Annotated in this window: 28 protein-coding genes; 19 read left to right on the forward strand and 9 right to left on the reverse strand. The window is 65.1% G+C overall.

Annotated features, from left to right (window positions below; all coding sequences use genetic code 11):
- The first annotated feature begins 147 nt into the window (after positions 1-147).
- The 6 genes from ffh (at position 148) to rpsP (ending at position 4,139) form a co-directional block, all read left to right on the forward strand.
- Entirely contained in the window at positions 148-1,659 is a 1,512-nt protein-coding gene (ffh, locus tag BMW66_RS00085) for a signal recognition particle protein (RefSeq protein WP_093114593.1), read from the forward strand.
- Positions 1,660-1,768: 109 nt separating this feature from the next.
- Complete coding sequence (locus tag BMW66_RS00090) at positions 1,769-2,311, forward strand: GNAT family N-acetyltransferase (protein WP_093114594.1); 543 nt, start codon at positions 1,769-1,771, stop codon at positions 2,309-2,311.
- Positions 2,308-2,832 (forward strand): GNAT family N-acetyltransferase, encoded by a 525-nt coding sequence (locus tag BMW66_RS00095; RefSeq protein WP_093114595.1) that lies wholly within the window; start codon positions 2,308-2,310, stop codon positions 2,830-2,832. The genes BMW66_RS00090 and BMW66_RS00095 overlap by 4 nt, the downstream gene beginning before the upstream one ends.
- A gap of 1 nt (position 2,833) precedes the next feature.
- A complete protein-coding gene (locus BMW66_RS00100; protein ID WP_093114596.1) occupies positions 2,834-3,439 on the forward strand; it encodes a GNAT family N-acetyltransferase in 606 nt (201 codons plus the stop codon).
- The gene (locus BMW66_RS00105) at positions 3,432-3,728 is read left to right on the forward strand and encodes a chorismate mutase (protein WP_175483119.1); all 297 of its coding nucleotides are present in this window, start codon (positions 3,432-3,434) and stop codon (positions 3,726-3,728) included. Before BMW66_RS00100 ends, BMW66_RS00105 begins: the two co-directional genes overlap by 8 nt.
- A gap of 48 nt (positions 3,729-3,776) precedes the next feature.
- The gene (gene rpsP / locus BMW66_RS00110; protein WP_093114598.1) at positions 3,777-4,139 is read left to right on the forward strand and encodes a 30S ribosomal protein S16; all 363 of its coding nucleotides are present in this window, start codon (positions 3,777-3,779) and stop codon (positions 4,137-4,139) included.
- Positions 4,140-4,196: 57 nt separating this feature from the next.
- Here the strand turns inward: rpsP and rnhA are convergent, their stop codons facing one another.
- From rnhA to ispH, 3 genes are read right to left on the reverse strand one after another with little or no spacing between them, the layout of a single operon-like run.
- Positions 4,197-4,670: a ribonuclease HI gene (gene rnhA, locus BMW66_RS00115; RefSeq protein ID WP_093114599.1), complete on the reverse strand. Its 474-nt coding sequence runs from the start codon at positions 4,668-4,670 to the stop codon at positions 4,197-4,199.
- 32 nt (positions 4,671-4,702) lie between these two features.
- Positions 4,703-5,155 (reverse strand): DUF3429 domain-containing protein, encoded by a 453-nt coding sequence (locus BMW66_RS00120; RefSeq protein ID WP_093114600.1) that lies wholly within the window; start codon positions 5,153-5,155, stop codon positions 4,703-4,705.
- A gap of 9 nt (positions 5,156-5,164) precedes the next feature.
- Positions 5,165-6,115 (reverse strand): 4-hydroxy-3-methylbut-2-enyl diphosphate reductase, encoded by a 951-nt coding sequence (ispH, locus tag BMW66_RS00125; protein WP_093114601.1) that lies wholly within the window; start codon positions 6,113-6,115, stop codon positions 5,165-5,167.
- Between the two features lie 149 nt (positions 6,116-6,264).
- Here ispH and BMW66_RS00130 point away from each other — a divergent pair, with 149 nt between their 5' ends.
- Positions 6,265-6,705, forward strand: coding sequence for a c-type cytochrome (locus tag BMW66_RS00130; RefSeq protein ID WP_093114602.1), 441 nt, complete (start codon positions 6,265-6,267; stop codon positions 6,703-6,705).
- Positions 6,706-7,022: 317 nt separating this feature from the next.
- Here the strand turns inward: BMW66_RS00130 and BMW66_RS00135 are convergent, their stop codons facing one another.
- Positions 7,023-7,601, reverse strand: a complete 579-nt coding sequence (locus BMW66_RS00135; RefSeq protein WP_093114603.1) for a LabA-like NYN domain-containing protein — start codon at positions 7,599-7,601, stop codon at positions 7,023-7,025.
- 168 nt (positions 7,602-7,769) lie between these two features.
- Here BMW66_RS00135 and folK point away from each other — a divergent pair, with 168 nt between their 5' ends.
- From folK to BMW66_RS00190, 11 genes are all read left to right on the forward strand, one after another.
- Entirely contained in the window at positions 7,770-8,330 is a 561-nt protein-coding gene (gene folK / locus BMW66_RS00140; RefSeq protein WP_093114604.1) for a 2-amino-4-hydroxy-6-hydroxymethyldihydropteridine diphosphokinase, read from the forward strand.
- A gap of 85 nt (positions 8,331-8,415) precedes the next feature.
- The gene (gene rpoZ, locus BMW66_RS00145; RefSeq protein ID WP_093114605.1) at positions 8,416-8,769 is read left to right on the forward strand and encodes a DNA-directed RNA polymerase subunit omega; all 354 of its coding nucleotides are present in this window, start codon (positions 8,416-8,418) and stop codon (positions 8,767-8,769) included.
- A gap of 30 nt (positions 8,770-8,799) precedes the next feature.
- Positions 8,800-10,938 (forward strand): RelA/SpoT family protein, encoded by a 2,139-nt coding sequence (locus BMW66_RS00150; RefSeq protein ID WP_093114606.1) that lies wholly within the window; start codon positions 8,800-8,802, stop codon positions 10,936-10,938.
- Between the two features lie 18 nt (positions 10,939-10,956).
- Complete coding sequence (locus BMW66_RS00155) at positions 10,957-11,616, forward strand: DUF2062 domain-containing protein (RefSeq protein WP_093114607.1); 660 nt, start codon at positions 10,957-10,959, stop codon at positions 11,614-11,616.
- A gap of 73 nt (positions 11,617-11,689) precedes the next feature.
- Positions 11,690-12,430 carry a pyridoxine 5'-phosphate synthase gene (locus tag BMW66_RS00160; protein ID WP_093114608.1) on the forward strand — a complete coding sequence of 247 codons (741 nt, stop codon included), beginning with the start codon at positions 11,690-11,692 and terminating at the stop codon, positions 12,428-12,430.
- Between the two features lie 108 nt (positions 12,431-12,538).
- Entirely contained in the window at positions 12,539-13,372 is an 834-nt protein-coding gene (locus tag BMW66_RS00165; protein WP_093114609.1) for a 2OG-Fe(II) oxygenase, read from the forward strand.
- Between the two features lie 37 nt (positions 13,373-13,409).
- Complete coding sequence (gene acpS, locus BMW66_RS00170) at positions 13,410-13,820, forward strand: holo-ACP synthase (protein ID WP_093114610.1); 411 nt, start codon at positions 13,410-13,412, stop codon at positions 13,818-13,820.
- 119 nt (positions 13,821-13,939) lie between these two features.
- A complete protein-coding gene (gene lepB, locus BMW66_RS00175) occupies positions 13,940-14,776 on the forward strand; it encodes a signal peptidase I (RefSeq protein ID WP_093114611.1) in 837 nt (278 codons plus the stop codon).
- Complete coding sequence (rnc, locus tag BMW66_RS00180) at positions 14,773-15,456, forward strand: ribonuclease III (RefSeq protein WP_093114612.1); 684 nt, start codon at positions 14,773-14,775, stop codon at positions 15,454-15,456. Before lepB ends, rnc begins: the two co-directional genes overlap by 4 nt.
- A 76-nt stretch (positions 15,457-15,532) precedes the next feature.
- Positions 15,533-16,444: a GTPase Era gene (era, locus tag BMW66_RS00185; RefSeq protein ID WP_093114613.1), complete on the forward strand. Its 912-nt coding sequence runs from the start codon at positions 15,533-15,535 to the stop codon at positions 16,442-16,444.
- A 57-nt stretch (positions 16,445-16,501) separates the two neighbouring features.
- Positions 16,502-16,831 carry a DUF1491 family protein gene (locus BMW66_RS00190; RefSeq protein WP_093114614.1) on the forward strand — a complete coding sequence of 110 codons (330 nt, stop codon included), beginning with the start codon at positions 16,502-16,504 and terminating at the stop codon, positions 16,829-16,831.
- 179 nt (positions 16,832-17,010) lie between these two features.
- On the opposite strand, the gene BMW66_RS00195 is transcribed toward BMW66_RS00190, so the two are convergent.
- The 4 genes from BMW66_RS00195 to BMW66_RS00210 form a co-directional block, all read right to left on the reverse strand.
- A complete protein-coding gene (locus BMW66_RS00195; protein WP_093114615.1) occupies positions 17,011-20,310 on the reverse strand; it encodes an error-prone DNA polymerase in 3,300 nt (1,099 codons plus the stop codon).
- Positions 20,307-21,785 carry a Y-family DNA polymerase gene (locus BMW66_RS00200; protein WP_093114616.1) on the reverse strand — a complete coding sequence of 493 codons (1,479 nt, stop codon included), beginning with the start codon at positions 21,783-21,785 and terminating at the stop codon, positions 20,307-20,309. Before BMW66_RS00200 ends, BMW66_RS00195 begins: the two co-directional genes overlap by 4 nt.
- Positions 21,727-22,287: an ImuA family protein gene (locus BMW66_RS00205; protein ID WP_093114617.1), complete on the reverse strand. Its 561-nt coding sequence runs from the start codon at positions 22,285-22,287 to the stop codon at positions 21,727-21,729. Before BMW66_RS00205 ends, BMW66_RS00200 begins: the two co-directional genes overlap by 59 nt.
- Positions 22,288-22,449: 162 nt before the next feature.
- Complete coding sequence (locus tag BMW66_RS00210; protein ID WP_093114934.1) at positions 22,450-22,908, reverse strand: GatB/YqeY domain-containing protein; 459 nt, start codon at positions 22,906-22,908, stop codon at positions 22,450-22,452.
- A 187-nt stretch (positions 22,909-23,095) separates the two neighbouring features.
- On the opposite strand from BMW66_RS00210, the gene carA reads away from it, so the two are divergent.
- The gene (gene carA / locus BMW66_RS00215; protein ID WP_093114618.1) at positions 23,096-24,250 is read left to right on the forward strand and encodes a glutamine-hydrolyzing carbamoyl-phosphate synthase small subunit; all 1,155 of its coding nucleotides are present in this window, start codon (positions 23,096-23,098) and stop codon (positions 24,248-24,250) included.
- Between the two features lie 18 nt (positions 24,251-24,268).
- On the opposite strand, the gene BMW66_RS20230 is transcribed toward carA, so the two are convergent.
- Positions 24,269-24,796, reverse strand: coding sequence for a universal stress protein (locus BMW66_RS20230; protein WP_175483120.1), 528 nt, complete (start codon positions 24,794-24,796; stop codon positions 24,269-24,271).
- Positions 24,797-24,951 lie beyond the last annotated feature (155 nt).

Consider the following 24,951-nt stretch of genomic DNA (forward strand, 5'->3'; position numbering starts at 1 on the left):
TCCGGAAGTCTGTCATGCTTCCGGTCCCATTGGCGTTTGCCAGGGATCGCCCCCCGTCAGCGAGTTTCGCCCGCGGGGGAGATTGGCGTTTGGGCGGTTCGCACTTATGTTCGGGCCAGAATGAAACGGTAGGGAAGGCCGGAAGCGATGTTTGAAAATCTCAGCGAACGCCTTTCTGGTGTCTTCGACCGGCTTTCGAAACAAGGCGCCCTGTCCGATGAGGATGTGAAAACCGCCCTGCGCGAGGTGCGCGTCGCCCTGCTTGAGGCGGATGTCTCTCTTCCGGTCGCGCGCGATTTCGTCAAGGCCGTGCAGGACAAGGCCACCGGACAGACCGTCACCAGATCCGTCACCCCCGGACAGCAGGTCGTCAAGATCGTTCACGACGAGCTTGTGCATGTGCTGGCAGGGGAAGGTGAGCCGGGCGAGTTGAAGATCGACAACGCCCCGGCGCCGATCCTGATGGTGGGGCTTCAGGGGTCTGGCAAGACGACCACCACCGGCAAACTGGCCAAGCGCCTGACCGAGAAGAACGGCAAGCGGGTGCTCATGGCCTCGCTCGACATCTACCGCCCCGCCGCGATGGAACAGCTTCGGGTGCTGGGGCAGCAGATCGGGGTCGATACCCTTCCCATCGTGCCGGGTGAGAATGCGGTGCAGATCGCCAAACGCGCCAAGCAGCAGGCCACGCTGGGCGGCTATGATGTCTACATGCTCGACACCGCCGGGCGGCTTCAGATCGCGCAGACCCTGATGCAGGAGATCGAGGACGTGCGCGACGCGGTCAACCCACGCGAGACACTCCTCGTGGTCGATGGCCTGACCGGGCAGGTCGCCGTCGAGGTGGCCGAGGAGTTCGACGGCAAGATCGGTATCTCCGGTGTCGTGCTGACCCGGATGGATGGCGATGGTCGCGGCGGCGCGGCGCTGTCGATGCGGGCGGTGACCGGCAAGCCGATCAAGTTCGTCGGCCTTGGCGAAAAGATGGACGCGCTGGAGACGTTCGAGCCGGATCGCATCGCGGGCCGCATTCTCGGCATGGGCGACATCGTCGCGCTTGTCGAAAAGGCCCAGGACACCATTGAGGCCGAACAGGCCGAACGCATGATGAAGCGGTTCCAGAAGGGCCGGTTCAACATGAACGATCTCAAGATGCAGCTTGAGCAGATGATCAAGATGGGCGGCATGGAAGGCGTGATGGGCATGATGCCCGGTATGGGCAAAATGTCCAAGCAGATGCAGGGTGCGGGCATCGACGACACCGTGCTCAAGCAGCAGATCGCGCTTATCCAGTCGATGACCAAGATGGAACGCGCCAATCCCCAGATCCTTCAGGCGAGCCGCAAGAAACGCATCGCCAAGGGGGCCGGGCTTGAGGTGTCGGACCTCAACAAGCTTCTCAAGATGCAGCGCCAGATGGCCGACATGATGAAGAAGATGGGCAAGATGGGCAAAGGCGGTATGCTCAAGCAAGCCATGTCGGGCATGTTCGGCAAGGGCGGAATGCCCGACGTGCCCGCCGGCATGGACCCCGGCCAGATGGACCCAAAGGCGCTTGAGCAGGCGGCCAAGCAGCTTGGCAGTGGTAAGGGCGGAATGCCGGGCCTTGGCGGCTCCTCGCTCCCGCCCGGCCTGTCCGGTTTCGGAAAGAAGAAGTGATCCGCATGTCGATCTTCTGCCGGACATATTTCCACAGGAAGGATAACATCGTCTTAACGGTGCGCGGCGATCGTCGCGCGGCCCCGCTCGCGATGGCGGATGCGCCGCGATGACCGGCTTCCCTGTGCTTGAAACCGAACGCCTGATCCTGCGTCTGCCGCGCGAGGATGACTTCGAGGCGGAGGCGAAATTCTTCGCCTCAGATGCCTCGCGGTTTGTCGGCGGACCGAAGCGCCCGGATGAAACGTGGCGTGCGCTGGCGAGCCTGATCGGTCACTGGCACATACGCGGCTATGGCTTCTGGGCGCTGGAGGAAAAGGGCACCGGCACTTATCTGGGCCGCGTCGGCCTGTGGTATCCGCATGGCTGGCCCGAACCGGAAATCAGCTGGACGCTCATGACCCACGCCACCGGCAAGGGGTACGCGACCGAGGCCGCGCTGGCCGCCCGTGCCCATGCCTATGACGTGCTGGGATGGAGCACCGCGATCTCGTTGATCGACCCGGCCAATACCGCCAGCGAGGCGCTGGCCCGCCGCCTTGGCGCCGCGTTCGAGACAACCTATGAGCATCCGGCGTTCGGTACGATGTATATCTGGCGCCATCCGGGGCCGGACACGCTCGTCAATGGCGGAATGGAGGCTTATGCATGACACTGACCCCGGCCCCGATCATAGAAACCGAACGTCTGATCCTGCGCGGCCCCGAGCCGCAGGATTTCGAACCCATCGCCGCCTTCTATGCGGATGCGGACCGATCCTGGGGGTTCGATGGCCCGCTGCCACGGCATGAGGCGTGGCGCTGGTTCGCCGGGTCCATCGGGCACTGGCACCTGCATGGCTATGGCTTTTGGACGGTCACCCTGAAGGAGACCGGAGGGATTGCGGGCATTGCCGGCATCTGGAACCCCGAGGGCTGGCCAGAGCCCGAACTGGGCTGGGTCGTGTTTGACGGCTTCGAGGGCCGCGGCATTGCCTATGAGGCCGCGCTGGCCGCCCGGAACCATGCGTATGGCCCGCTCGGCTTCACTACGATGACAAGCAATATCGTGCCCGGCAACACCCGGTCCGAACAGCTTGCCCGCCGACTCGGTGCGTGGCTGGAAAAGACCTATACCAACGTGACGATGGGCACCGATCAGCTTTTCCGCCACCCCGGCCCGGAGACGCTCTGACATGTCAGCCGCGTCGATTCCCGTGCTGCAAACCCGCCGCCTTGTCCTGCGCGGACCGGAACCGCAAGACTATCCGAATTTCAAGGCCACCTTCGCCAGCTATCGCTCGCGGTTCATGGGCGGGCCGCTCAATCCCTACGAAAGCTGGATGCTGTATGCGGCGGAAATCGGGCATTGGACGATCCGCGGTTTCGGCATGTGGATGATCCATGACCGGCACACCGATGAGACCTGTGGCATGGCGGGCGGCTGGTTTCCGGCGCAGTGGCCGGAACGGGAGATTGCCTGGATCATCTGGCCCGAAAAGGCCGGACATGGCTATGCGCTGGAGGCCACCCATGCCGTGCGCGGTTATTTCTACGAGACCCAGGGTTGGGATGGGGCGGTCAGCTACCTCGACCCCAAGAACCTCGATTCCATCCGGCTTGCCGAACGGCTTGGCGCGGTGAAGGACCATGAGGCCGCGACGGTGGACGGACATGACGTGGTTTACCGCCACCCGTCGCCCGCGGTCCTGCGGTCAAGCCAGATCGCGGACGGGATCGCCATGGAAATCGGCCACTACGCCGACCCGAGTTTCAAACCGAAAGGAGTGGCCCTTGACTGATCCCGTGACCCGCGCCGCGGCCTTGCTCAGAGACCACCGCGACAGCATCGACCGGCTTGACGCCATCCTCGTCTACACACTGGGAGAGCGGTTCAAGCACACGCAGGCCGTGGGCACGCTCAAGGCCGAACACGACCTTCCCCCGTCCGATCCCGCGCGCGAAGCGCAACAGATCGCGCGGCTCGAAGACCTGGCGGAACAGGCCGACCTGGACCCTGAATTCGCCAAGAAATTCCTGAGCTTCATCATTGATGAGGTCATCAGGCACCACAAGAAACAGCAAACGTAAGGTGGGTGCCATCCCACCGCACAACCGCCATTCAAAGGAGAATATCAAATGGCCATGAAAATCCGTCTCGCCCGCGCCGGCTCCAAGAAGCGTCCCTTCTACCGTATCGTCGCCGCCGATTCACGCATGCCGCGCGATGGCCGCTTCATCGAGAAGTTGGGCACCTACAACCCGCTTCTGCCGAAAGACAGCGAAGAGCGCGTTCAGATGAACGTGGAGCGCATCCAGTACTGGATCGGTCAGGGCGCGCAGGTGACCGACCGCATCTCGCGCATGCTCGAAGCGGCTGGCGCTGCCGAGAAGAAAGAGCGCAGCAACCCGAAAAAGGCCAAGCCCGGCAAGAAGGCACAGGAACGTGCCGAGCAGAAGGCCGCCAAGGTGGCCGAGGCCGCGGATGCCTCCGAGGAGTGACCTCCACGTCAGGTTGACCGATGCGAAACGGGGCGGTGTTCAGGCACCGCCCCTTTCTTATGACGCGGCGCCCGCGCGCTTCGGTTTATAGGGGGCCATCCCCTCGCGCGCCAACTCGTCCGCGCGTTCGTTTTCCGGGTGGCCGTCATGGCCCTTGACCCATTCCCACGTCACGTCGTGGCGAGCCTGCGCCGCATCGAGCCGTTGCCACAGTTCGGCATTCTTCACCGGCTTTTTCGCGGCGGTTTTCCAACCGTTCTTCTTCCAGCCGTGTATCCAGCTCGTGACCCCGTTCTTCACATACTGGCTGTCGGTGACGATGGTGATCGACGACGGGCGGCTGAGCGCCTCAAGCGCGGTGATCGCCGCCATCAGCTCCATCTTGTTGTTGGTGGTCTCCGGCGCGCCGCCGCTGAACTCGCGTTCCTTGACAACGCGGCTTCCGTCCATCGCCCGCAACACAACGCCCCAGCCACCGGGGCCGGGATTGCCGGAACAGGCGCCATCGGTGTAGGCGGTAAGATCGGTCATATGTCGGCCTTTCGCAGTCTGCCGCGCTGATGTCACAAATAGACGCCGACCGCCAGACAGATCACCACCACGACGCTCAGCGCAACACGCAGCGCCATCCACCATCGCGGTGCCAGTCCGTGCCGCCAGAACAGCCAGTCCAGCCCCAGAAGGCCGACAAAACCGAAGATCAGGTTCACCCCCGCGCCAACCGGCCCGCCGCCCACCATCACGAATGCCCAGAGCGCCGGAATGACCGACAGGGCATACCCGCTGGCCGCGACCATGCCGCTCGCTCGGGTGGCGAACCCCCACAGTACGCCTGACATGAACGACAGGATCACCGTGCCATAGGACAGGCCCACATACGGCCCGATGAACCGCGGGCCAAGGGTGCGGGCCGCCCACAGACCGAGATCGGGGGCCAGAACCGTCAGCGCCGACCAAAGGAAGGGGAGCAGCCCCGCCAGCCCCAATGCCAGTGCGGATTTCGGAATGGACCGCATCCGCCGCCGTCAGGCCATGTCGCGCAACATGCGCGGCACCTTGAAGTTCACCCGTTCCACGGCGGTTTCCACCTCTTTCAGGGTCACGTCAAAGCGGTCGCGGAAGGCGTCGATCACCTCTTCGACAAGCACCTCGGGCGCGGAGGCCCCGGCCGTGATGCCAAGGCTGGAGACACCTTCAAGCGCGCGCCAGTCGATGTCGGCGGCGCGCTGCACAAGCTGTGAATAACCGCAGCCGGCACGGCTGGCGACCTCGACCAGACGGCGCGAGTTGGATGAGTTCGGCGCGCCCACGACCAGCATCGCCTCGGCCTTGGGCGCGATGGCCTTGACCGCCTCCTGCCGGTTGGTGGTGGCGTAACAGATGTCTTCCTTGTGCGGGCCGATGATCGCCGGGAACCGGTCTCGCAGCGCGGTCACGATATGGGCGGTATCGTCAACCGAAAGCGTGGTCTGCGTGACGAAGGCGAGCTTTTCGGGGTCGCGCACCTCGATGCGTTCCACGTCGCTTTCGGTTTCGACCAGCAGCACCTCGCCATCGGGAAGCTGGCCCATCGTGCCAATGGTTTCGGGATGCCCGGCGTGGCCGATCATCACGATCTGAAGCCCGTTTTCATGATGGCGCTCGGCCTCGATATGCACCTTGGAGACAAGAGGACAGGTGGCATCCACATAGATCATCTCACGCCGCTCCGCCTCTGCGGGAACCGCCTTGGCGACCCCGTGCGCCGAGAAGATCACCGGCCGGTCGTCGGGGCAGTCGGACAGCTCCTCGACAAACACCGCGCCCTTGTTGCGCAGGGAATCGACGACGAATCTGTTGTGCACGATCTCATGCCGGACATAGACCGGCGCCCCCCATTTTTCGAGCGCCATTTCAACGATCTTGATGGCACGATCCACGCCCGCGCAAAAGCCGCGCGGCGCCGCGATGTATAGGGTCAGGGGCGGTCTTGTCATGCTGTCCTCGCGTTTGGGCCAGAGGTAATCCCTTGAAGGCCCTGCGTCCAGAGGGGGGGCACACGATCCTGTGAGCCGATGGCGCCTTGACCTTCCACCGCTGGAAGGTGGGAAAGGGGCATTCGGAATCATCCATGAGGGAGACAGACATGGCTTTGAGGCAACTGGCGCTTGGGGTGCTAGCCGCGTTCTGGGCCGGGGCGGCGGGGGCGCAGGGCAAGGGATTTCTGCCCTATGAGGATTCCGGGGCCGTGGCGCGCGGAGAGACGCTCTATCAGGAATTTTGCGCGTCTTGTCATGGGGTTGACCTGGAAGGCGAGACGGCCAACTGGCGGGAGAGGAAGGACAGCGGGCGCATGCCCGCGCCGCCGCATGATGCGAGCGGACACACATGGCACCACCCCGACATGGTCCTGTTTCGCTTGACCAAGCTGGGCGTGGAAGCCGTTGTCGGCCAAGGCTATGAAAGCGATATGCCCGGCTTTGGCGATGTCCTGAGCGATGCGCAAATCATTGAAATCCTTGCCTATATCAAGAGCACATGGCCCGACGACGTGATCGGGATGCACAACGCCCGCAGCGGCAGCTAGGAAAATGTGCAAAGCCAGCGCACGCCTTGCGGCACCGCCCTCGGCCCCTGCCGGTCACGACTCACTGCAAGCCCTTGTTAACGCCGGGAAAACCCTTGTCGGTAAAATGTCGGTATTACGTCGGTATCGCGTCGGTATCGACCCGCGAAATTGCCAGGTAAACAGCGCGAACGGTGAGGCTCTGTCAACATTGGTAAAGATTTCACAAAGGGGAGCGAAGGCCCCGAAAGGAATCGGCGCCGCTGCGCCGCGCAGAGGGCGCCCGCCGGAATTCGGCCGGATGAAAACCGGCCCGGAGAACACCGGGCCGGTGGTCTTCAGTCGTTCTCGCTGTAGGCGATATCGCGGTCACGCTCTTGCGTGTAGTCGCGCGGCGGACGCCCGATCACTTCGCGCAGACCCTCCAGTTCGATGAAGTTGTCAGCCTGTCGGCGCAGGTCGTCGGAAATCATCGGCGGCTGGCTGCGGATGGTGGAGACCACCGACACGCGCACGCCCTGCCGTTGCAGGCTTTCCACCAGCGGGCGGAAGTCGCCATCGCCGGAGAACAACACGATATGATCCACCCGCGGCGCAAGCTCCATCGCGTCCACGGCCAGTTCGATGTCCATGTTCCCCTTCACCTTCCGGCGACCATGGCTGTCGGTATATTCCTTGGCCGGTTTCGTCACCATCGCATAGCCGTTATAGTGCAGCCAATCCACCAGAGGCCGGATCGGAGAATACTCGTCATTCTCCAGCAGCGCGGTATAGTAGAATGCCCGGAGTAGCTTCCCGCGACGCATGAACTCCGACCGCAGAAGCTTGTAGTCGATATCGAAGCCAAGGGACTTCGCCGCCGCGTAAAGATTGGACCCGTCTATGAACAGCGCGAGCCGTTCGTCCTTGTAAAACATAAAATGTCCTTTCCAATAAAAAGACGTGCCCTCTGTCGATCCGTGAGTGATGAAATCTTGGGCACACTAAGAGCGCCTAATTAAATGCATGCAGGCGCGCCATCAAGTGGATGCGACCGCGATTTGAGGTAGTTTACACTGTCCGAAGGGATAGGAGAAATCAAAATCATGTGCGAAATCTGCCTTCTGGCACTGGGCGGTAACCTGCCTTCACAATCCGGCGACCCGGTTCAGACCCTCGCGGCGGCGGTCGGGGATCTGAACAGGGGGCCGGTTCGGTTGCGCAAGGTCAGCCGTTTCTTTTCGACTCCGTGCTTTCCGCCGGGGGCCGGGCCCGACTACGTCAATGCCGCCGTGGAGGTGGAGACCGCACTTGCACCGCGGGCGCTTCTCGATTGTCTGCATGGTATAGAGGCGGCGCGCGGCCGGGCGCGGGTGCAACGCTGGGGGATGCGCACGCTCGACGTGGATCTGATCGCATTGGGCGACCGCGTGATACCCACGCGGGAGCGGTTCATGCAATGGCACGATCTGCCACCCGATGAGCAGGTCAGCGCCACGCCGGAAGAGTTGATTCTGCCGCATCCGCGGATTCAGGGCCGCGCCTTCGTGCTGGTGCCACTGATGGACATCGCGCGGCACTGGATCCATCCGGTTCTCGGGCTCAGCGTGCGGCAGATGCACGATGCCCTGCCCGAAAGTGATCGCGCAGCCGTGATTTCCCTCTGATTTCAGGTGGAATCGGGTTGTCAAGGTATTCGTTCCCCCTTAGATACATGGTTTCCGATCCCGACCCGAGAGAATGGAGTGCCGCATGGCCCGCGTGACCGTAGAAGACTGTGTCGACAAGGTTCCGAACCGCTTTGAGCTTGTGATGCTCGCCGCGCACCGGGCCCGCGAGATCACGGCCGGGTCCCCCGTTACCGTGGACCGCGACAACGACAAGAACCCTGTCGTCGCCCTGCGCGAGATCGCGGACGAGACGCAGACCGCCGATGATCTGCGCGAGCGTCTGATCGAAAGCAACCAGACCCAGATCGAAGTCGATGAGCCGGAAGACGATTCCATGGCGCTTCTGATGGGCGGGGAGGCTGACAAGCCCGCCGAGGACGACATGTCCGAGGAAAAGCTGCTTCGCGCGCTGATGGAAGCACAGGGGCAAGGCTGACGCAGCCAGAGAGGCACGAGGCGGGGGCGCATGATCCCGGTTGACGATCTGATCGCGCTGGTCCGCGCCTACAATCCCAAGACCAACGAGACGATGCTGCGTGCGGCCTATGACTTCGGCCGCGCGATGCACGAAGGGCAGTATCGCCATTCCGGCGAGCCCTATTTTTCGCATCCCATCGCGGTGGCGGCCATCCTGACAGAGCAGCAGCTCGACGATGCCACCATCGCCACCGCCCTTTTGCACGACACGATCGAGGACACCAAGGCGATCTACGCCGAGGTCGAAAAACGCTTTGGCCGCGAGGTCGCGGAGCTGGTCGATGGTGTCACCAAGCTGACCAACCTTCAGTTGTCGTCCAACGAGACCCGACAGGCGGAGAATTTCCGCAAGCTGTTCATGGCGATGTCGAAAGACCTGCGCGTGATCCTCGTGAAGCTGGCGGACCGGCTGCACAACATGCGCACGATCCGCGCCATGCGTCCCGAAAAGCAGGCGCAGAAGGCACGCGAGACCATGGATATCTATGCCCCGCTGGCCGGGCGCATGGGGATGCAGTGGATGCGCGAAGAGCTTGAGGATCTCGCGTTCAAGGTGCTCAACCCCGAGGGCCGGGCCAGCATTATTCGCCGTTTCATCACGCTTCAGCGCGAATCGGGCGACGTGATAGAGCGGATCACCGGCGACATGCGCCATGAACTCGACAAGGCGGGGGTCGAAGCCGAGGTTCTGGGCCGCGCCAAGAAACCCTATTCCATCTGGCGCAAGATGCAGGAGAAGGATCTGAGCTTTTCGCGGCTGTCTGACATCTACGGCTTTCGCGTGCTGACAGGCAGCGAGGAGGATTGCTATCGTGTGCTGGGCGCCATCCATCAGCGCTGGCGCGCCGTGCCGGGACGCTTCAAGGATTACATCAGCCAGCCGAAATCGAACGGCTATCGTTCCATCCACACCACGGTGAGCGGGCGCGACGGCAAGCGGGTGGAGGTGCAGATCCGCACCCGCCAGATGCATGACGTGGCCGAAACCGGGGTGGCGGCGCATTGGTCCTATCGCGACGGGGTGCGGGGCGAGAACCCCTTTGCCGTGGACCCGGCAAAATGGATCAGATCCCTGACAGAGCAGTTTACCGCCGAAGAGGATCACGACGAGTTTCTCGAAGCGGTCAAGCTCGAGATGTATTCCGATCAGGTGTTCTGTTTCACGCCCAAGGGCGATGTGGTGAAGCTGCCGCGCGGGGCGACGCCGATTGATTTCGCCTATGCCATCCACACAAGGATCGGCAATGCCTGCGTGGGCGCGAAGGTCGATCACACGCGCGTGCCGCTCTGGACACGGGTGAAGAACGGGCAATCGGTCGAGATCATCACCGCCGAAGGACAGGTGCCGCAGGCCACATGGCTGGACATCGCGACCACCGGCAAGGCGAAGGCCGCGATTCGCCGGGCGCTTCGGGCGGTGGACCGGGAACGCTATATAAAGCTCGGATTCGAACTGGCACGCTCTGCGTTCGAGCATGTGGGCAAGAAGCCGACCGACAAGGTTCTCGATACCGCCGCGAAGCATCTGAGGCTGGAGGACCGTGAGACGCTTCTGGCGCGGTTGGGCAGTGCGGAGCTGACCGGGCGGCAGGCGGTGCAGGCGGTCTATCCCGACCTCGCCCCCGACGAAAGCGAGGAGATCGCCCAGGATCGCGCGGTGATCGGCCTCTCGCCAGATCAGAGTTTTCAGCGCGCGCCCTGTTGCTCGCCCCTGCCGGGAGAGCGGATCGTTGGTATCACCTACCGCGGCAAGGGGGTGGTGGTGCATGCCATCGACTGCGATTCGCTTGGTCAGTTCGAGGATCAGCCGGAACGCTGGCTCGACCTGCACTGGCACGCGGGCAAGCACAAGGCGATCTATACCGTTCCGCTTGAAATGACGATCGGCAACGATGCCGGGGTGCTGGGGCGAATTTGCACATTGATCGGAGAGCACAAGGCGAATATCTCGAACCTGGAGTTTCTTGACCGCAAGCCCGATTTCTTCCGGCTGATGGTCTGGATCGACCTGCGCGACGCAGAGCACCTGCATTCGCTGATGCTCGCACTCGAAGCGGAAAGCGATGTGGCGGCCATAGAGAGGCACAGAGACCCGAGCCAGGCCAGGGCGCCCTCGGGGCAGCAATAGACAGGGGAACACACCGCAGTGGTTTTCAAGCGGCGTGACAGACGTCCTATCCTTCAGACCCTGCTGGATTTCCTCTGGCCACGGGGCGGTTGGACTCGGGCCTTTCACTATGTGAAACACCGGCTGCACCGGCTGCCCGGCTCGCCCGAATTCATCGGGCGGGGCATCTGGGCGGGCGTGTTCGTCTGCTTCACCCCGCTGTTCGGTCTGCATTTCGTCCTTGCCATACTGATCAGCCGGATCGTGAAGGGCAGTGTGCTGGCCTCGCTTCTGGCGACCTTCGTGGGCAACCCGCTCACCTTCCTGCCGATCGGCGTGATCTCTCTGAAAACCGGGCACTTCCTGCTCGGCACCATGTTCGATGAGCGTGTGGAAAAATCTCTGGTGCGCAAGTTCACCGAGGCCTGGGGCGATCTGTGGCACAATTTCGTGTCGTTGTTCAGTGATCAGCGGGCCGACTGGCATGCGCTGCTGCGGTTTCATGAAGAAGTCTTCTTTCCCTATCTGGTCGGCGGTATCATTCCGGGGATCATCGCGGCCTCTGTCGCCTACTATCTGTCGGTCCCGGTGATCCGCGCCTATCAGAAGCGCCGCGCCGGACGGCTGAAGTCCAAGCTGGACGCGCTGAGAAAGAAAGCCCTGCATCGCAGCAAGAAGAAGAAGGACGAGATCCGGTAGCCGGCACCACAGGGAAAGCGGTTTGCACTTTCCGGGGAAGGGGCTAGGTTCGGGCGACCCCTAGTGAGGAGCCATGCCAATGTTGCGACTGGGCGTGAATATCGACCATGTGGCCACCGTGCGCAACGCGCGCGGCGGGGCCTATCCCGATCCGCTGCGCGCCGCGAAACTCGCGCAGGAGGCCGGGGCCGACGGGATCACCGCGCATCTGCGCGAGGATCGCCGCCATATCTCTGACACGGACATCGACGGGCTGATGGAGGTGCTGACCGTGCCTCTCAATTTCGAGATGGCGGCGACGCCGGAAATGCAGAAGATCGCGCTGCGCCACCGCCCGCATGCCGTCTGCATCGTGCCGGAAAAGCGCGAGGAACGCACCACCGAGGGCGGGCTTGAGGTCGCGCGCGAGGAAAACAAGCTGGCCCACTACATCGCGCCGCTGCGCGAGGCCGGGTGCCGGGTGTCGATCTTCATCGCCGCCGACACCCGCCAGATCGACGCCGCGCACCGCATCGGCGCCGAGGTGATCGAGCTTCACACCGGCGCCTATTGCGACGCCCACACCGAAGGACGCATGGAGGACCGCGACCGCGAACTGGACACCCTGCGCGAGATGGCCAGCTATGCCCACGCGCTGGGGCTGGAGGTGCACGCCGGCCATGGCCTGACCTATGACACCGTGCAGCCCGTCGCCGCCTTTCCCGAGGTGATGGAACTCAACATCGGGCATTTCCTGATCGGCGAGGCGATCTTTCGCGGGCTGGAGCCGGCGATCGCCGAGATGCGGCGCCTAATGGACGAGGCGCGCGCTTGACGCACGTCTCGGGCTGGTTTCAAACTCGGTCCGATTTTGTTCATCATCCTGCCCAAAAGGCGCGTTAGGTCATGGGCAGATGTGCATGTATTTTTGAAGGAATGAGTTATGCCAGTGATCGAGATGGACCCCGAAACGCTTGTTCTCGACTCCGCATCGGCCAAGGCGGCCGGGGCGGCGGCGGCCAAGACCTATCGCAGCCACACACCCTACCCCTATGGCAGCTTCGACGACTTCCTGCCCGAGACGGTGCTGGACCGTGTGCTCAATGAGATCAGGGAATTGCCCGAGGCCGAAACCATGTTCGACCGGCCACAGGAAAAGCTGAAAACCAGCTACCTGCCCGAACGCCTGCCGCCCTACACGCGCAATCTCTTCTACGTTCTGAATTCCCGCCCCTTCCTGCGATTCCTCGAAGAGATGACGGGCATTCAGGGGCTGATCCCCGACCCCTATTTCGCCGGTGGCGGTGTCCATGTGGTCGCCAATGGCGGGCACCTCGACATCCACGCCGATTTCAACCACAACGCCAAGCTCAACCTCGAACGCCGTCTCAACATCCTGATCTATCTCAATAAGGACTGGCGCAAGGAATACGGCGGCTCCTTCGAGATCTGGAACACCGACATGACGCAGCGGGTGGACAGTTTCGTGCCGGTGTTCAACCGCATGTGCTGCTTCAACACGGGGTCGGATACATGGCACGGCAACCCCGAAACGGTGAACCACCCCGACGGAGAGCCCCGCATGTCTCTGGCGCTCTATTACTATACCGCGACATGGGATTATACGCGCAAGTCCCACACGACGCTTTTCACGCCGCGCCCCGGCACGCACGATCAGGTGGACCGCAAGATCCGGCGCGCCGAAATGCTCAAGGAGATGCTGCCGCCCGTCGTGTTCCGCCGGGTGATCGGCCGGCTTCAGCGGCTGGGCTTCTGAAACGTCCGAACGGTCCGGCTGCGGAAAGGAAACGCGCATGATCCTTGGCATCGGCACGGATCTGGCCAATATCGACCGCGTGGCCGGAACGCTGGAACGGTTCGGCGATCGGTTCCGCAACCGCGTCTTCACCGAGACCGAGCAGCGCAAGGCGGAGCGGCGGCGCGACACGGCCGGCACTTATGCCAAGCGATGGGCCGCGAAAGAGGCGTGCTCCAAGGCGCTCGGCACCGGGTTGCGCATGGGGATCGCATGGAAGGACATGTCGGTGACGAACCTGCCCACGGGTCAGCCGGTGATGCACGTCACGGGCTGGGCCGAGGGCCGGCTGCGCGAGATGACGCCACCCGGGCACGAGGCGGTCATTCACGTCACGCTGACCGACGATCACCCCTGGGCGCAGGCCTTCGTGGTGATCGAGGCAAGGCCGCTCGACAATCTCAGCTAGCAAAATGATAGGTTGCCACCTGCCCCGCGTGCGCGAAGAGGGCGCGCGCCCGGGTTGACTTGGGCGGGTTCCCGGCTCATGTAGCCCACGACCCAAACCCCCCGGAGGATTCCAGTCAGATGGCATCAGAAGCCAAGAAGAAAAGCGGTTTTCTTGAAACCGTGAAAACCATCGTCTATGCGCTGCTGATCGCGGGCATCTTCCGGTCGCTGTTCTTTCAGCCGTTCTGGATTCCCTCCGGCTCCATGAAAGAGACCCTGCTGATCGGGGATTTCCTGTTCGTGAACAAGATGGCCTATGGCTATTCCTATGCTTCCTGTCCGAGCATCCGCATCGCGTCTCTTGGAATCAACATCGACGCCAAGAACATCTGTAGCGTCTTCGATGGGGACAATGCCCGGCTTTGGGGCTCGGAACCGGAGCGCGGCGACGTCGTGGTGTTCCGCCATCCTGTCACCGGGCTTGATTTCATCAAGCGGGTGATCGGCCTGCCGGGCGACCGCATCCAGATGCGGCGGGGCGTTCTGCATATCAACGGAGAGCCGGTGGAGCTTGAGGACGCGGGCGTGTTCGAGGAAGTCTACGGTCCGCAAGGGCCGCAGGGGTCACGTCCGCGCTGCGAGAACGGGCCGGTGGGCACTGGCGGACTCTGCGTAAAATCGCGCCAGATTGAGACACTGCCCAACGGCAGATCGCATCCCATCCTCAACATCGCCATGCAGGGCACCGACAACACTGGCGTCTATACCGTGCCCGAGGGTCATTATTTCTTCATGGGCGACAACCGCGACAATTCCACCGACAGCCGGGTGCCGCAGGCGGCGCGCGGTGTGGGCTTCGTGCCCTTTGAAAACCTGATCGGGCGGGCCGACCGGATCATGTTCTCCTCCGCCGGGCGGTCGATGTTCTCGTTCTGGACATGGCGGGGGGACCGTTTTTTCAAGGGGGTGGAGTGAAGGTTTCCGGCGAGCTGAAGGCGCTTCAGGCGCGGTTGGGCCATGAGTTCGCGCAGCCCGATCTGCTGTTGCGGGCGGTGACGCATTCGTCGGTCGCCGCCCCGCAGCGCGCCGACAACCAGCGGCTGGAATTCCTTGGCGACCGGGTGCTCGGGCTGGTGATGGCCGAGACGCTTCTGGCGAAAGACCCCGAGGCCACCGAGGGGCAGCTCGCGCCGCGGTTCAACACGCTGGTGCGCAAGGAAACCTGCGCCGATGTGGCGCGCGCGATCGGGCTTGGCGACGCGATGAAGCTCGGCCGCTCGGAAATGCTCTCTGGCGGGCGGCGCAAGCAGGCGCTGCTGGGCGACGCGATGGAGGCGGTGATCGCCGCGGTTTATCTCGATGCCGGGTTCGAGGCGGCGCGCGACATGGTGGTGCGGCTCTGGGGGGAGCGCGTCTCGCGGGTCGAGGATGACGCCCGCGACGCCAAGACCGCGCTTCAGGAATGGGCGCAGGCGCGCGGATTGCCGCCGCCGCACTATGAGACCGTGACGCGTAGCGGTCCCGACCACGCGCCGGTGTTCACCATCGCCGCGCGGCTGGAAAGCGGCGAGAGCGCGCAGGCGCAGGCCGGCTCCAAGCGGCAGGCCGAACAGGCCGCGGCGACGGCGCTTCTGTCGCGGCTGGTGCAGGCATGAGCCGCGCGGCAACCACTGGCGGGGCGTGGCAAAACCCGTTATGGCGGGGCTTTGCAATTTCACAACGGATGCCAGCATGAGCACACGCGCCGGTTTCGTCGCCCTGATCGGAGAGCCCAACGCGGGCAAGTCCACCCTGCTCAACCGCATGGTGGGCGCGAAGGTGTCGATTGTCACCCACAAGGTGCAGACCACGCGCGCGCGCATTCGCGGCGTGGCGCTGGAGGGCGAGAGCCAGATCATCTTCGTGGACACGCCGGGCCTGTTCCGGCCGCGCCGCAGGCTCGACCGGGCGATGGTCGCGGCGGCCTGGGGCGGGGCGGCGGACGCCGATGTGGTCGTGCTGCTGATCGAGGCACACCGCGGCATCACGCCGGGGGTGGAGGACATCCTCGAGCGGCTGACAGAGATCGGCACGGGCCGCACCGTGGCGCTGGCCATCAACAAGATCGACCGGGTGAAATCCGAGGTGCTTCTGGGGCTGACCCAATCGCTCAACGAACGCTATGCCTTCGCGGAAACCTTCATGATTTCCGCCGAGAAGGGCTATGGCTGCGACGCGCTCAAGACATGGCTCGCGCGACAGCTGCCCGAGGGGCCGTGGCTTTACCCCGAGGATCAGATCGCGGATCTGCCGATGCGGATGATCGCGGCAGAGATCACGCGCGAGAAGCTGACGCTGCGCCTGCATCAGGAGCTTCCCTATCAGCTCACCGTGGAGACCGAGAGCTGGGAGGAACGCAAGGACGGCAGCGCGCGCATCGACCAGATAATCTATGTCGCGCGGGACGGTCACAAGGGGATCCTGCTTGGCCACAAGGGCGAGACGATCAAGGCCGTGAGCAAGGCCGCCCGAGAGGAGCTGGAAGAGTTTCTTGGCCGCCGGGTGCATCTCTTCTGTCAGGTCAAGGTGCGCCCCGGCTGGCTTGACGAGGCCGAACGCTATTCCGAGATGGGGCTGGATTTCCGCGACGGCGCGGACAGTTAGGCCACCCTGCCGGCCCGGGCCGGTGGTCCGTCCGACACGCTGACGAAAGGGGCGCATATGCGGCTGACGGCGCAATTCTGGGTGCAGGCGTATCTCGCGCGGCTTCGGCTTGAGGGGATACCGGCCTTTGTCGTGGCGCATGGCGACGACACAGGGGGCGCGGTTCTGGTCAAGCTCAACACGCTGGACGGGCAGGCGCAGGCGTTTCAGCGCAGCTTCGATCTGATGAGCGGGGAACGCCGCTGGCTGCCGCTGGCCGAGGGCGACGAGGCAGAGGTTGACGCCGTTCTCGCCCGGCAGCGGCGCACCGACCCCGACCTGTGGGTCATCGAGGTGGAGGACCGCGCCGGGCGGCACATGCTCGATGCGCCGGGGATGGAAGGCTAGGCGCATACCGCGCGCCCCGCCGCCCGGGGCGCGTCGGCTCCGTCACGTTCCTACCGCCCGGGTCGCTCGCGGCCCGGGCATGCGCCCGCCCGCCCCACGGCGGGCGCATTTGCGCCCACCCGGGCGGACGTATGCCCTTTTGCAGGTGATGGGCCGCACCGATCAGACGCAACACGCCCCTAATGAAAATCCCGGCTGGGAAACAGCCGTCTGGCCTGTTCGCGGGGATGCCGGGCGCGGGGCGGATAGCGCGGCGGGCGGGGCGCGTCGTCGGTTTCGGGCCGGGTGATGCCCACCGCCCCGTCCAGCGGATGGCCCAGTTCCGACAGGCGGTGCGACAGATCCTCGATCCGCTCCGCGATCAGATGCACGACGATGCCTTCGCGCTGCAACCGTCCGGTCACGCGCAGAAGCCGCCCGCCCATGACGCTGCGCCGGAATCGCTCGTAGATCTTGGGCCAGACCACCACGTTGCTCACCCCGGTTTCATCCTCGAGCGTCAGGAAGATGACCCCCGACGCCGTGCCGGGGCGCTGGCGGGTGATCACGAGCCCGCAGACCGACAGCCGGTTGAGCGGCGTCACCGCCAGTTCCGCATGCGGGACAAGGCCGGGGATCGCGCCGCGCAAAAGCTCCATCGGGTGGGCGCGCAAGGTCAGGCGCATGGCGACGTAATCCTCCACCACCTCCTCGCCCAGATGCATCGCGGGCAGTGTGACCCCGGCCTCGCGTATCCCCTCCCCGTCCAGCGGGTCGGCGAACAGCGGCAGCGGCGCGGGGGACCGGATCGCCCGCACCTGCCAGAGCGCGTCGCGCCGGGTCAGCCCCAGGCCGGCGAAGGCGTCGGCCTCGGCCAGCCGCTCCAGTGTGGCCGGCGACACACCGGCCCGCAGCCAGAGGCTTTCGGGATCGGGATAGCCGTTGCCGCGCGCCGCCACGATCCAGCCCGCCTCCTCCTCGCGCAGGCCCTTGATTTGCCGCAACCCGAGGCGCAGGGCAAGCTGCCCCCCCGCCCGGCGCTCCAGCGTGTTGTCCCAGCCGCTGGCGTTCACGCAGACGGGGCGCACCTCGACCCCGTGATCGCGCAGGTCGCGGACGATCTGCGCGGGGGCGTAGAATCCCATCGGCTGCGCATTGAGAAGCGCGCAGGCAAAGACCGCCGGATGGTGGCATTTGAGCCATGAGGACACATAGGTCAGCATGGCAAAGGCCGCCGCGTGGCTTTCGGGAAAGCCATAGTCAGCGAACCCCTCGATCTGGGAAAAGCACAGTGCCGCCACCTCCGGCGAATAGCCGTTCGCGCGCATCCCCTCCACGAAGCGATCACGATGCGCGCCGATGGTGCCCATCCGCCGGAACGACGCCAGAGAGCGGCGCAGCCGGTCGGCCTCTTCGGCGGTAAACCCCGCCCCGACGACGGCGATCTGCATCGCCTGTTCCTGAAACAGCGGCACGCCGAGGGTCTTGCGCGTCACCGCCTCCAACTCCGGGCCGAACGGCTCGGCTCGCTCCAGCCCCTGACGCCGCCGCAGATAGGGTTTGACCATGCCGCCCTGAATCGGGCCGGGGCGCACGATGGCGACCTCGATCACCAGATCGTAGAAGGTGCGCGGCCGCATCCGGGGCAGGAAATTCAACTGCGCCCGGCTTTCGACCTGAAACACCCCGACCGCATCGGCCCGGCACAGCATGTCATAGGTCGCCGTATCCTCCTGCGGCACGGTGTCGAGCGTCAGGGACGTGCCCTCGTGCCGCTCCAGCAGGTCGAACGCCTTGCGGATGCAGGTCAGCATCCCGAGGCTGAGCACATCGACCTTGAGAATGCCCAGCGCGTCGATATCGTCCTTGTCCCATTCGATCACCGTGCGCCCCTCCATCGCCGCGTTCTCGATCGGGCAAAGCGCATCGAGCCGCCCGCGCGTGATGACGAAGCCGCCGACATGCTGGCTCAAATGGCGCGGAAAGCCGATGATCTCCGCGATCAGGTCAATGGTCTGCGACAGGCGGCGATCGTCGGGGTTGAGGCCAAGCTCTCGCAGGCGCGCGGGATCGGCCCCGCCCTCCGACGTGCCCCAGATCTGCCCCGACAGCGCCGCGGTGACATCCTGCGACAGGCCCATCACCTTGCCCACCTCGCGGATCGCGGCGCGGCTGCGGAAATGGATCACCGTCGCGCAGAGCCCGGCCCGGTCGCGGCCGTATTTCCCGTAGATCCACTGGATCACCTCCTCGCGGCGCTCGTGCTCGAAATCCACGTCGATATCGGGCGGCTCTCCGCGGTATTTCGACACGAACCGCTCGAACACCATGGCGATCCGGTCGGGGGACACATCGGTCACGCCCAGCGCCCAGCACAGAATCGAATTGGCCGCCGACCCGCGCCCCTGACACAGGATGCCGTTGGACCGGGCATGGCGCACGATGTCATGCACGGTCAGGAAATAGGCGGCAAAGCCCAGATCGCCGACAACCGACAGTTCCTTTTCCGCCAGCGCCCGATAGCGCTCGGCAATACCCTCCGGGCAGCGCCGCGCCAGCCCCTCATGGGTGAGCCGCTCAAGCCGGGCCTGCGGCGTCTCCCCGCCCGCGACCTCATCGGGATAATCATAGGACAGTTCGGACAGGCAGAAGCCGCAGCGCGCCGCGATGTCGAGCGTCCGGCGATATGCCCCCGGATGGTTGCGGTAAAGCCGCGCCATGTCCGCCGCCCCCTTCAGCCGCCGTTCGGCATTGGGCAGGGCCTTCGTTCCGATCCGGTCGATGGTGATCCCCTCGCGCATGCAGGTCAGCACATCGGCCAGCCGCCGGCGCGCCCCGCGATGCATCAGCACATCGCCCACCGCCACCATCGGCGCGGAGGTTCTGAGCGCGAGGTGCGCGCAGGCGTCGAACCAGTCCTGATCGGACCCGTCGTAACGCGGTGCCGCGCCGACGAAGACCTGACCGGGAAACCGGCGCTGCACGGCCTGAACCGGGGTCACCGCCCGCCCGGGATCATCGGGCGGCAGGGCGATCAGGATCAGGCCGCCGCCCCCCTCCAGCAGATCGTTCAGCGTCAGGTGACACGCGCCCTTGTCCGCGCGGCGCTTGCCCAGCGTCAGAAGCCGCGACAACCGCTCATAGGCGGCGCGATCCGTGGGCAGGGCCACCCAGTCCACCGGGCAATCGCGCAGGACAAGCCGCGCCCCGACGATCAGCCTTGGAAGCTGCCCCTCCGGCCCCTCTTGCCGCTCTTGCCGCTCCTGCCGAAGCGTCTTGAGCGCGGAATAGGCCCGCACCACCCCGGCAAGCGAATTGCGGTCGGTGATCGCGATGGCCGCCAGCCCCAGATCGGCCGCGCGCAGCACCAGTTCCTCGGGGTGGGAGGCGCCGGTCAGAAAGGTGAAGTTGGAGGTCACGCAAAGCTCGGCATAGCCCGCGACCGGTACCCCCGGCGCGCGGTCCGCGTCCTGATCTCTCTGGCCGGAAAAACCCGTCATACGAATTCCCCCTGCACGAACCAGCCGGGGTTTTGCGGCGTGTGGAACAGCCACAGCCGCCGCCCCTGCCGGGTCTCCACCCGCCAGTAATCGCGCAGGCCCGCGCGCCAGTTCTCATCCTCCAGCCACCATTCGGGGGCGATCCGTTCGGGCCCTATGGCGCGCGCGGTGGTCAGCGGCATCCGCCGCCAGCGGAACCGCTCTGGCGGGCGCGATCCCGTGCCCGCGATGGGCTCGGGCGCGAACAGGCGCAGCGGACGCGGGCGCGGCGCCGCCCAGCCCCCGCCGGGCCGGGAAAAGGCCGCCGCGGCGACGATGAACGCGCGCTCTGGGATATGGCTGTCGGCGGGCAACAGGCGCTGGATGTTGTCCAGCCCGATCCGCGTGCCGATCCGGGTGATAAGATCCTCAAGCCGGCCGCTGCGCGCCGGGGCGGAATGGCTCATCTGCTCGACCGGCAGCGGCTCGGCCCGCGTCACCGACAGCCGCATCTGGTCGATGCCGAACCCGGCGTCCACACCGCTCACCCCCCGCTCGAACAGCGGAAGGATACGCGCCGGGTCACGCATCGGGGCGGCCAGCCGCAACTCCACCTGCTGCGCCTGACCGTCAACGCGCCGCAGCGTCAGGCACAGCACCCGTGCCCCGGCCTCATGCCGCGTCAGCGTCTCGCACAGACGGTCGAGCAGGCGCGCCGCCCCCGCCATGACATCGTCGCAAAGACCGATCGGTTCGGGCAGGCCCATCCGCACCCCGTAGTGCGGCGGCGCGCGCAGCGGGCTGATCTGCTCCGCCCGCCGCCCGAACGCCTGATCCAGACGCATCAGAAGATCGGGGCCGAACCGGCGGCCAAGCGGGGCGCGCGCCGCATCCTCCAGATCGCCGATGCGGCGCAGCCCCAGCCGCTCCAGCGCGGTGACGGTCTTCTCCTCCAGCCGAAGCGCCGCCACGGGAAGCGGACGCAGTGCCGCCACGGCATCGCCCGGCCCGGCCCGGCCTTCGGCGAAATGCGCCAGCGCCCAGGCCGCCCCGCGCGTATCGGCCAGCCCGATGCGCGCCGTGATCCCCGCCCGCGCAAGCCGCTGGCGCATGTCGCACAGCATCCCGGCCTCGCCGCCGAACAGATGCGCGGCCCCGGTGATGTCCAGCACCAGCCCGTCCGCCCCCTCGATCCCGACCCATGGGCAATAGCGCGTCGCCCAGCGGCACAGCACATGCAGGAACGCCCGGTCATCCGCCGGGCTGGCCGGGCGGCTTTCCAGCTCGGGGCAGAAGGCGCGGGCATCGGCGACATTCATCCCGCGGTGCAGCCCCTGCTTTTCGGCCTGCGGATTGAGGCAATAAATCCGGTTGGCGTTCTCCTCCTTGAGCGTGAGGGCAAACGGCGCATCCACCGGCCGTCCCCGGAGGCTGCGGTCACTCGCCAGCCGGGGAAACCACATCGAGACGATGCGCCGCCGCATTCCATCGAACATCCCAGAATCCCAAGGTTCCTGTTTTGTTCTTTATAATTTCCCACCGCATCAGAGTCGAGTCCGCCCCGCCGGGATCGAACAGCGGCGCGGCGTGCCAGCGGGTCTCGGCGGCATTGCTGCCCATCCCCTCGGGAATGAGACACAACCCCGTCGTCTGCCCGTTTTTCGCCGCCAGTTGCAGCCGCCGCCCCTCCCGAAGGTCAAGCGGGCGCGTGACCTCGATCACCACCAGCGGGATCGCCCCGTCCCGAAGCGCCTCTTCGGCCACGGCCAGGCTCTCGATCTGATTCGCGGTCCGCGCGATCAAGAGCCGTGCAGGGTCGGCCATCTCCGACAGCGCCACGGGGTTGAGCGTATCGGGCTGCCATCCCTCCCGAATCCAGAGGAAATCGCCCTGCGCCCGCGCGCTGGCGATCGCGGCAAAGCTCATGGCCGACGGCCCACACACCTCGTGAACGCGGGCCGGGCGCAGCGGGAATAACCTGTTCAGATCATGCGGCATGGCACGGGAGCCTACATCGGAACGGGGCCGCGAAAAAGCCTGTTCACGTTATGTCCAGGTACAAACAGGGGGGGCCCGCAGGGCACCGACGCGATACCGACAAAATACCGACGTTTCACCGACAGGGGTTTTCCCGCCCCGGCGACCCCGCCAGCGGGCCGGTCAGTTCAGCTTGTCTTTCACCATCGGACCGACCTTTCCGAAATCCATCTGGCCGGCGTATCTTGATTTCAACACACCCATCACCTTGCCCATGTCGCGGATGGAACTGGCACCCACCTCCGCGATGGCGGCCTCGACGGCCTTGGCAATTTCCTTATCGCTCAACTGCTTGGGCAGAAATTCCTCGATCACCTCGACCTCGGCGAGCTCCCGCTCCGCAAGGTCGAGCCGCCCGCCCTCCTCGTAGGTGCGGGCGCTTTCCTGCCGCTGCTTGACCATCTTCGACAGGATCGAAAGCACCACGGCGTCGTCGATCCCGGTCTCCTCCCCGTCGCCGCGCGCGGCAATTTCGCGGTCCTTGATCGCCGCGTTGATCAACCGCAACGTCGAAAGCCGCGCCGTCGCGCGCTCCTTCATTGCCTGTTTCATCGCCTTGCTGATCTCGTCTTGCTTGGTCATGATGCCGCCCATCCCCACGGGTTTTTGGAGCTTCGCAGCCTACCCAATGGTGTGCCGCCGTGCAACCGGCAGCGCACCCACCCTAACCTATTGATATTGCATAATATCCCATATCTCACCCCCCTCTTGACGCTGCCCCGCGCCCGACATAGGTTCCGGCAAATCTGTCGTCCAGGAGAGTCGCATCATGGCGGATCACCCCGCATCCCATCCGACCGCATGCCTTGCGCTGGCCGATGGTACGCTATTCTACGGGCGCGGCTTCGGCGCGACGGGGGAGGCGACGGCGGAACTGTGCTTCAACACCGCCATGACCGGCTATCAGGAGATCATGACCGACCCCTCCTATGCCGGGCAGATCGTCACCTTCACCTTTCCCCATATCGGCAATACCGGCGTCAACCCCGATGACGATGAAACCGCCGATCCGGTGGCCGCCGGCATGGTGGTGAAATGGAACCCGACAGAGCCGAGCAACTGGCGCAGCGCCGGGCGGCTGGGCGACTGGCTCGCCGCGCGCGGGCGCATCGCCATCGGCGGCGTGGACACCCGCCGCCTGACCCGCGCCATCCGCCATCAGGGCGCACCGCATGTCGCGCTCGCGCATGACCCGGACGGTCATTTCGACACCAAGGCGCTCGTGGCCAAGGCCCGCGCCTTTCCGGGGCTCACCGGGGCCGACCTCGCGCGGGAGGTCACATGCGCGCAATCCTACCGCTGGGACGAAATGCGCTGGGCCTGGCCCGAAGGCTATAGCCGCCAGACGAACCCCAGGCACAAGGTCGTCGCCATCGACTACGGCGCGAAACGCAATATCCTGCGCTGCCTGGCCTCGACGGGATGCGATGTGACGGTCATGCCCGCCACCGCCACCGCCGAGGAGGTGATGGCCCACGACCCCGACGGCATCTTCCTGTCCAACGGTCCGGGCGATCCGGCGGCCACCGGCGAATACGCGGTGCCGATGCTCCAGCAGATCCTCAAAGCCGAGCTTCCGGTATTCGGCATCTGCCTTGGCCATCAGCTACTGGCGCGGGCGCTCGGCGGCCAGACGGTAAAGATGAACCACGGCCACCACGGCGCCAACCACCCGGTCAAGGATCTCGAAACCGGGAAAGTGGAAATCACCTCGATGAACCACGGTTTCGCGGTCGATGGCCAGACCCTGCCAAAGGGCGTGGTTGAAACCCACCGCTCGCTCTTTGACGGGTCGAACTGTGGCATCCGCCTCACCGAGCGCCCGGTCTATTCGGTGCAGTACCACCCCGAGGCGAGCCCCGGTCCGCAGGACAGCTTCTACCTCTTCGAACGCTTCGCCGTGGACATGGCCGCGCGCGGATAACTCCGCGCCCGGCGCCGCTCAGATCACCGTCATCACCGTGCATTCGGCATGGGCGACGACCTTCTGCGACACGCTGCCCTGAAGCAACCGCTTGAAAGTGCCAAGCCCGCGACGGCCCATCACGATCATGTCCGCGCCCTCCTCGCGCGCGGTTGACAGGATCGACTCGGCATAGTCGCCCTGTGCCGTGCGCGTGTGCACGTCCCGCGCCCCGGCCTCCTGCGCGATTTCCCTGGCGCTGGTCACGATGGTATCGCCGATCGCGGCGACCGCGCGGGCGGTATGCTCCGACCCTTCCAGCTTGCGGAACAAGTCCGCCATGTTGCCCGGAACATTCTCGGGCCGCGACATGGTGAGCCGGCCAACCTCGGGCACGATATGCTCGATCTCGGCCATACGCTCAAGTTCTTCGGGCGGGGCCTTGTGCATCAGAACGTGGCATATCGTCAGCTTTGCGCCATAGTGTCCGGCAAGTTCCCCGGCCATGCGCACCGCGCGATCGGCGGTGTGCGACCCATCGGTCGCAACCAGAATGTGTTCGGTCATGATATCCTCCGTTTTCACTCGTCCACAGGGCAGGGATCGCCAACGACGAAACACGTCTGCATGTCCCGCCGAACCTGCGCACTGCAAACGGTAATGCCTGTCGCGTCGCATTGCAAAATCCGATTGTGACGCGGGAGTCTCCGCGATCATTGGCG

The organism is Salinihabitans flavidus (assembly GCF_900110425.1).
GTDB classification, from domain to species: domain Bacteria; phylum Pseudomonadota; class Alphaproteobacteria; order Rhodobacterales; family Rhodobacteraceae; genus Salinihabitans; species Salinihabitans flavidus.

Coding starts and splice junctions, on each gene's coding strand:
- ffh (WP_093114593.1), top strand. CDS start 148: ATGTTTGAAAATCTCAGCGAACGCCTTTCTGGTGTCTTCGACCGGCTT.
- BMW66_RS00090 (WP_093114594.1), top strand. CDS start 1,769: ATGACCGGCTTCCCTGTGCTTGAAACCGAACGCCTGATCCTGCGTCTG.
- BMW66_RS00095 (WP_093114595.1), top strand. CDS start 2,308: ATGACACTGACCCCGGCCCCGATCATAGAAACCGAACGTCTGATCCTG.
- BMW66_RS00100 (WP_093114596.1), top strand. CDS start 2,834: ATGTCAGCCGCGTCGATTCCCGTGCTGCAAACCCGCCGCCTTGTCCTG.
- rpsP (WP_093114598.1), top strand. CDS start 3,777: ATGGCCATGAAAATCCGTCTCGCCCGCGCCGGCTCCAAGAAGCGTCCC.
- rnhA (WP_093114599.1), bottom strand. CDS start 4,670: ATGACCGATCTTACCGCCTACACCGATGGCGCCTGTTCCGGCAATCCC.
- BMW66_RS00120 (WP_093114600.1), bottom strand. CDS start 5,155: ATGCGGTCCATTCCGAAATCCGCACTGGCATTGGGGCTGGCGGGGCTG.
- ispH (WP_093114601.1), bottom strand. CDS start 6,115: ATGACAAGACCGCCCCTGACCCTATACATCGCGGCGCCGCGCGGCTTT.
- BMW66_RS00130 (WP_093114602.1), top strand. CDS start 6,265: ATGGCTTTGAGGCAACTGGCGCTTGGGGTGCTAGCCGCGTTCTGGGCC.
- BMW66_RS00135 (WP_093114603.1), bottom strand. CDS start 7,601: ATGTTTTACAAGGACGAACGGCTCGCGCTGTTCATAGACGGGTCCAAT.
- folK (WP_093114604.1), top strand. CDS start 7,770: ATGTGCGAAATCTGCCTTCTGGCACTGGGCGGTAACCTGCCTTCACAA.
- rpoZ (WP_093114605.1), top strand. CDS start 8,416: ATGGCCCGCGTGACCGTAGAAGACTGTGTCGACAAGGTTCCGAACCGC.
- BMW66_RS00150 (WP_093114606.1), top strand. CDS start 8,800: ATGATCCCGGTTGACGATCTGATCGCGCTGGTCCGCGCCTACAATCCC.
- BMW66_RS00160 (WP_093114608.1), top strand. CDS start 11,690: ATGCCAATGTTGCGACTGGGCGTGAATATCGACCATGTGGCCACCGTG.
- BMW66_RS00165 (WP_093114609.1), top strand. CDS start 12,539: ATGCCAGTGATCGAGATGGACCCCGAAACGCTTGTTCTCGACTCCGCA.
- acpS (WP_093114610.1), top strand. CDS start 13,410: ATGATCCTTGGCATCGGCACGGATCTGGCCAATATCGACCGCGTGGCC.
- lepB (WP_093114611.1), top strand. CDS start 13,940: ATGGCATCAGAAGCCAAGAAGAAAAGCGGTTTTCTTGAAACCGTGAAA.
- era (WP_093114613.1), top strand. CDS start 15,533: ATGAGCACACGCGCCGGTTTCGTCGCCCTGATCGGAGAGCCCAACGCG.
- BMW66_RS00190 (WP_093114614.1), top strand. CDS start 16,502: ATGCGGCTGACGGCGCAATTCTGGGTGCAGGCGTATCTCGCGCGGCTT.
- BMW66_RS00195 (WP_093114615.1), bottom strand. CDS start 20,310: ATGACGGGTTTTTCCGGCCAGAGAGATCAGGACGCGGACCGCGCGCCG.
- BMW66_RS00200 (WP_093114616.1), bottom strand. CDS start 21,785: ATGTTCGATGGAATGCGGCGGCGCATCGTCTCGATGTGGTTTCCCCGG.
- BMW66_RS00205 (WP_093114617.1), bottom strand. CDS start 22,287: ATGCCGCATGATCTGAACAGGTTATTCCCGCTGCGCCCGGCCCGCGTT.
- BMW66_RS00210 (WP_093114934.1), bottom strand. CDS start 22,908: ATGACCAAGCAAGACGAGATCAGCAAGGCGATGAAACAGGCAATGAAG.
- carA (WP_093114618.1), top strand. CDS start 23,096: ATGGCGGATCACCCCGCATCCCATCCGACCGCATGCCTTGCGCTGGCC.
- BMW66_RS20230 (WP_175483120.1), bottom strand. CDS start 24,796: ATGACCGAACACATTCTGGTTGCGACCGATGGGTCGCACACCGCCGAT.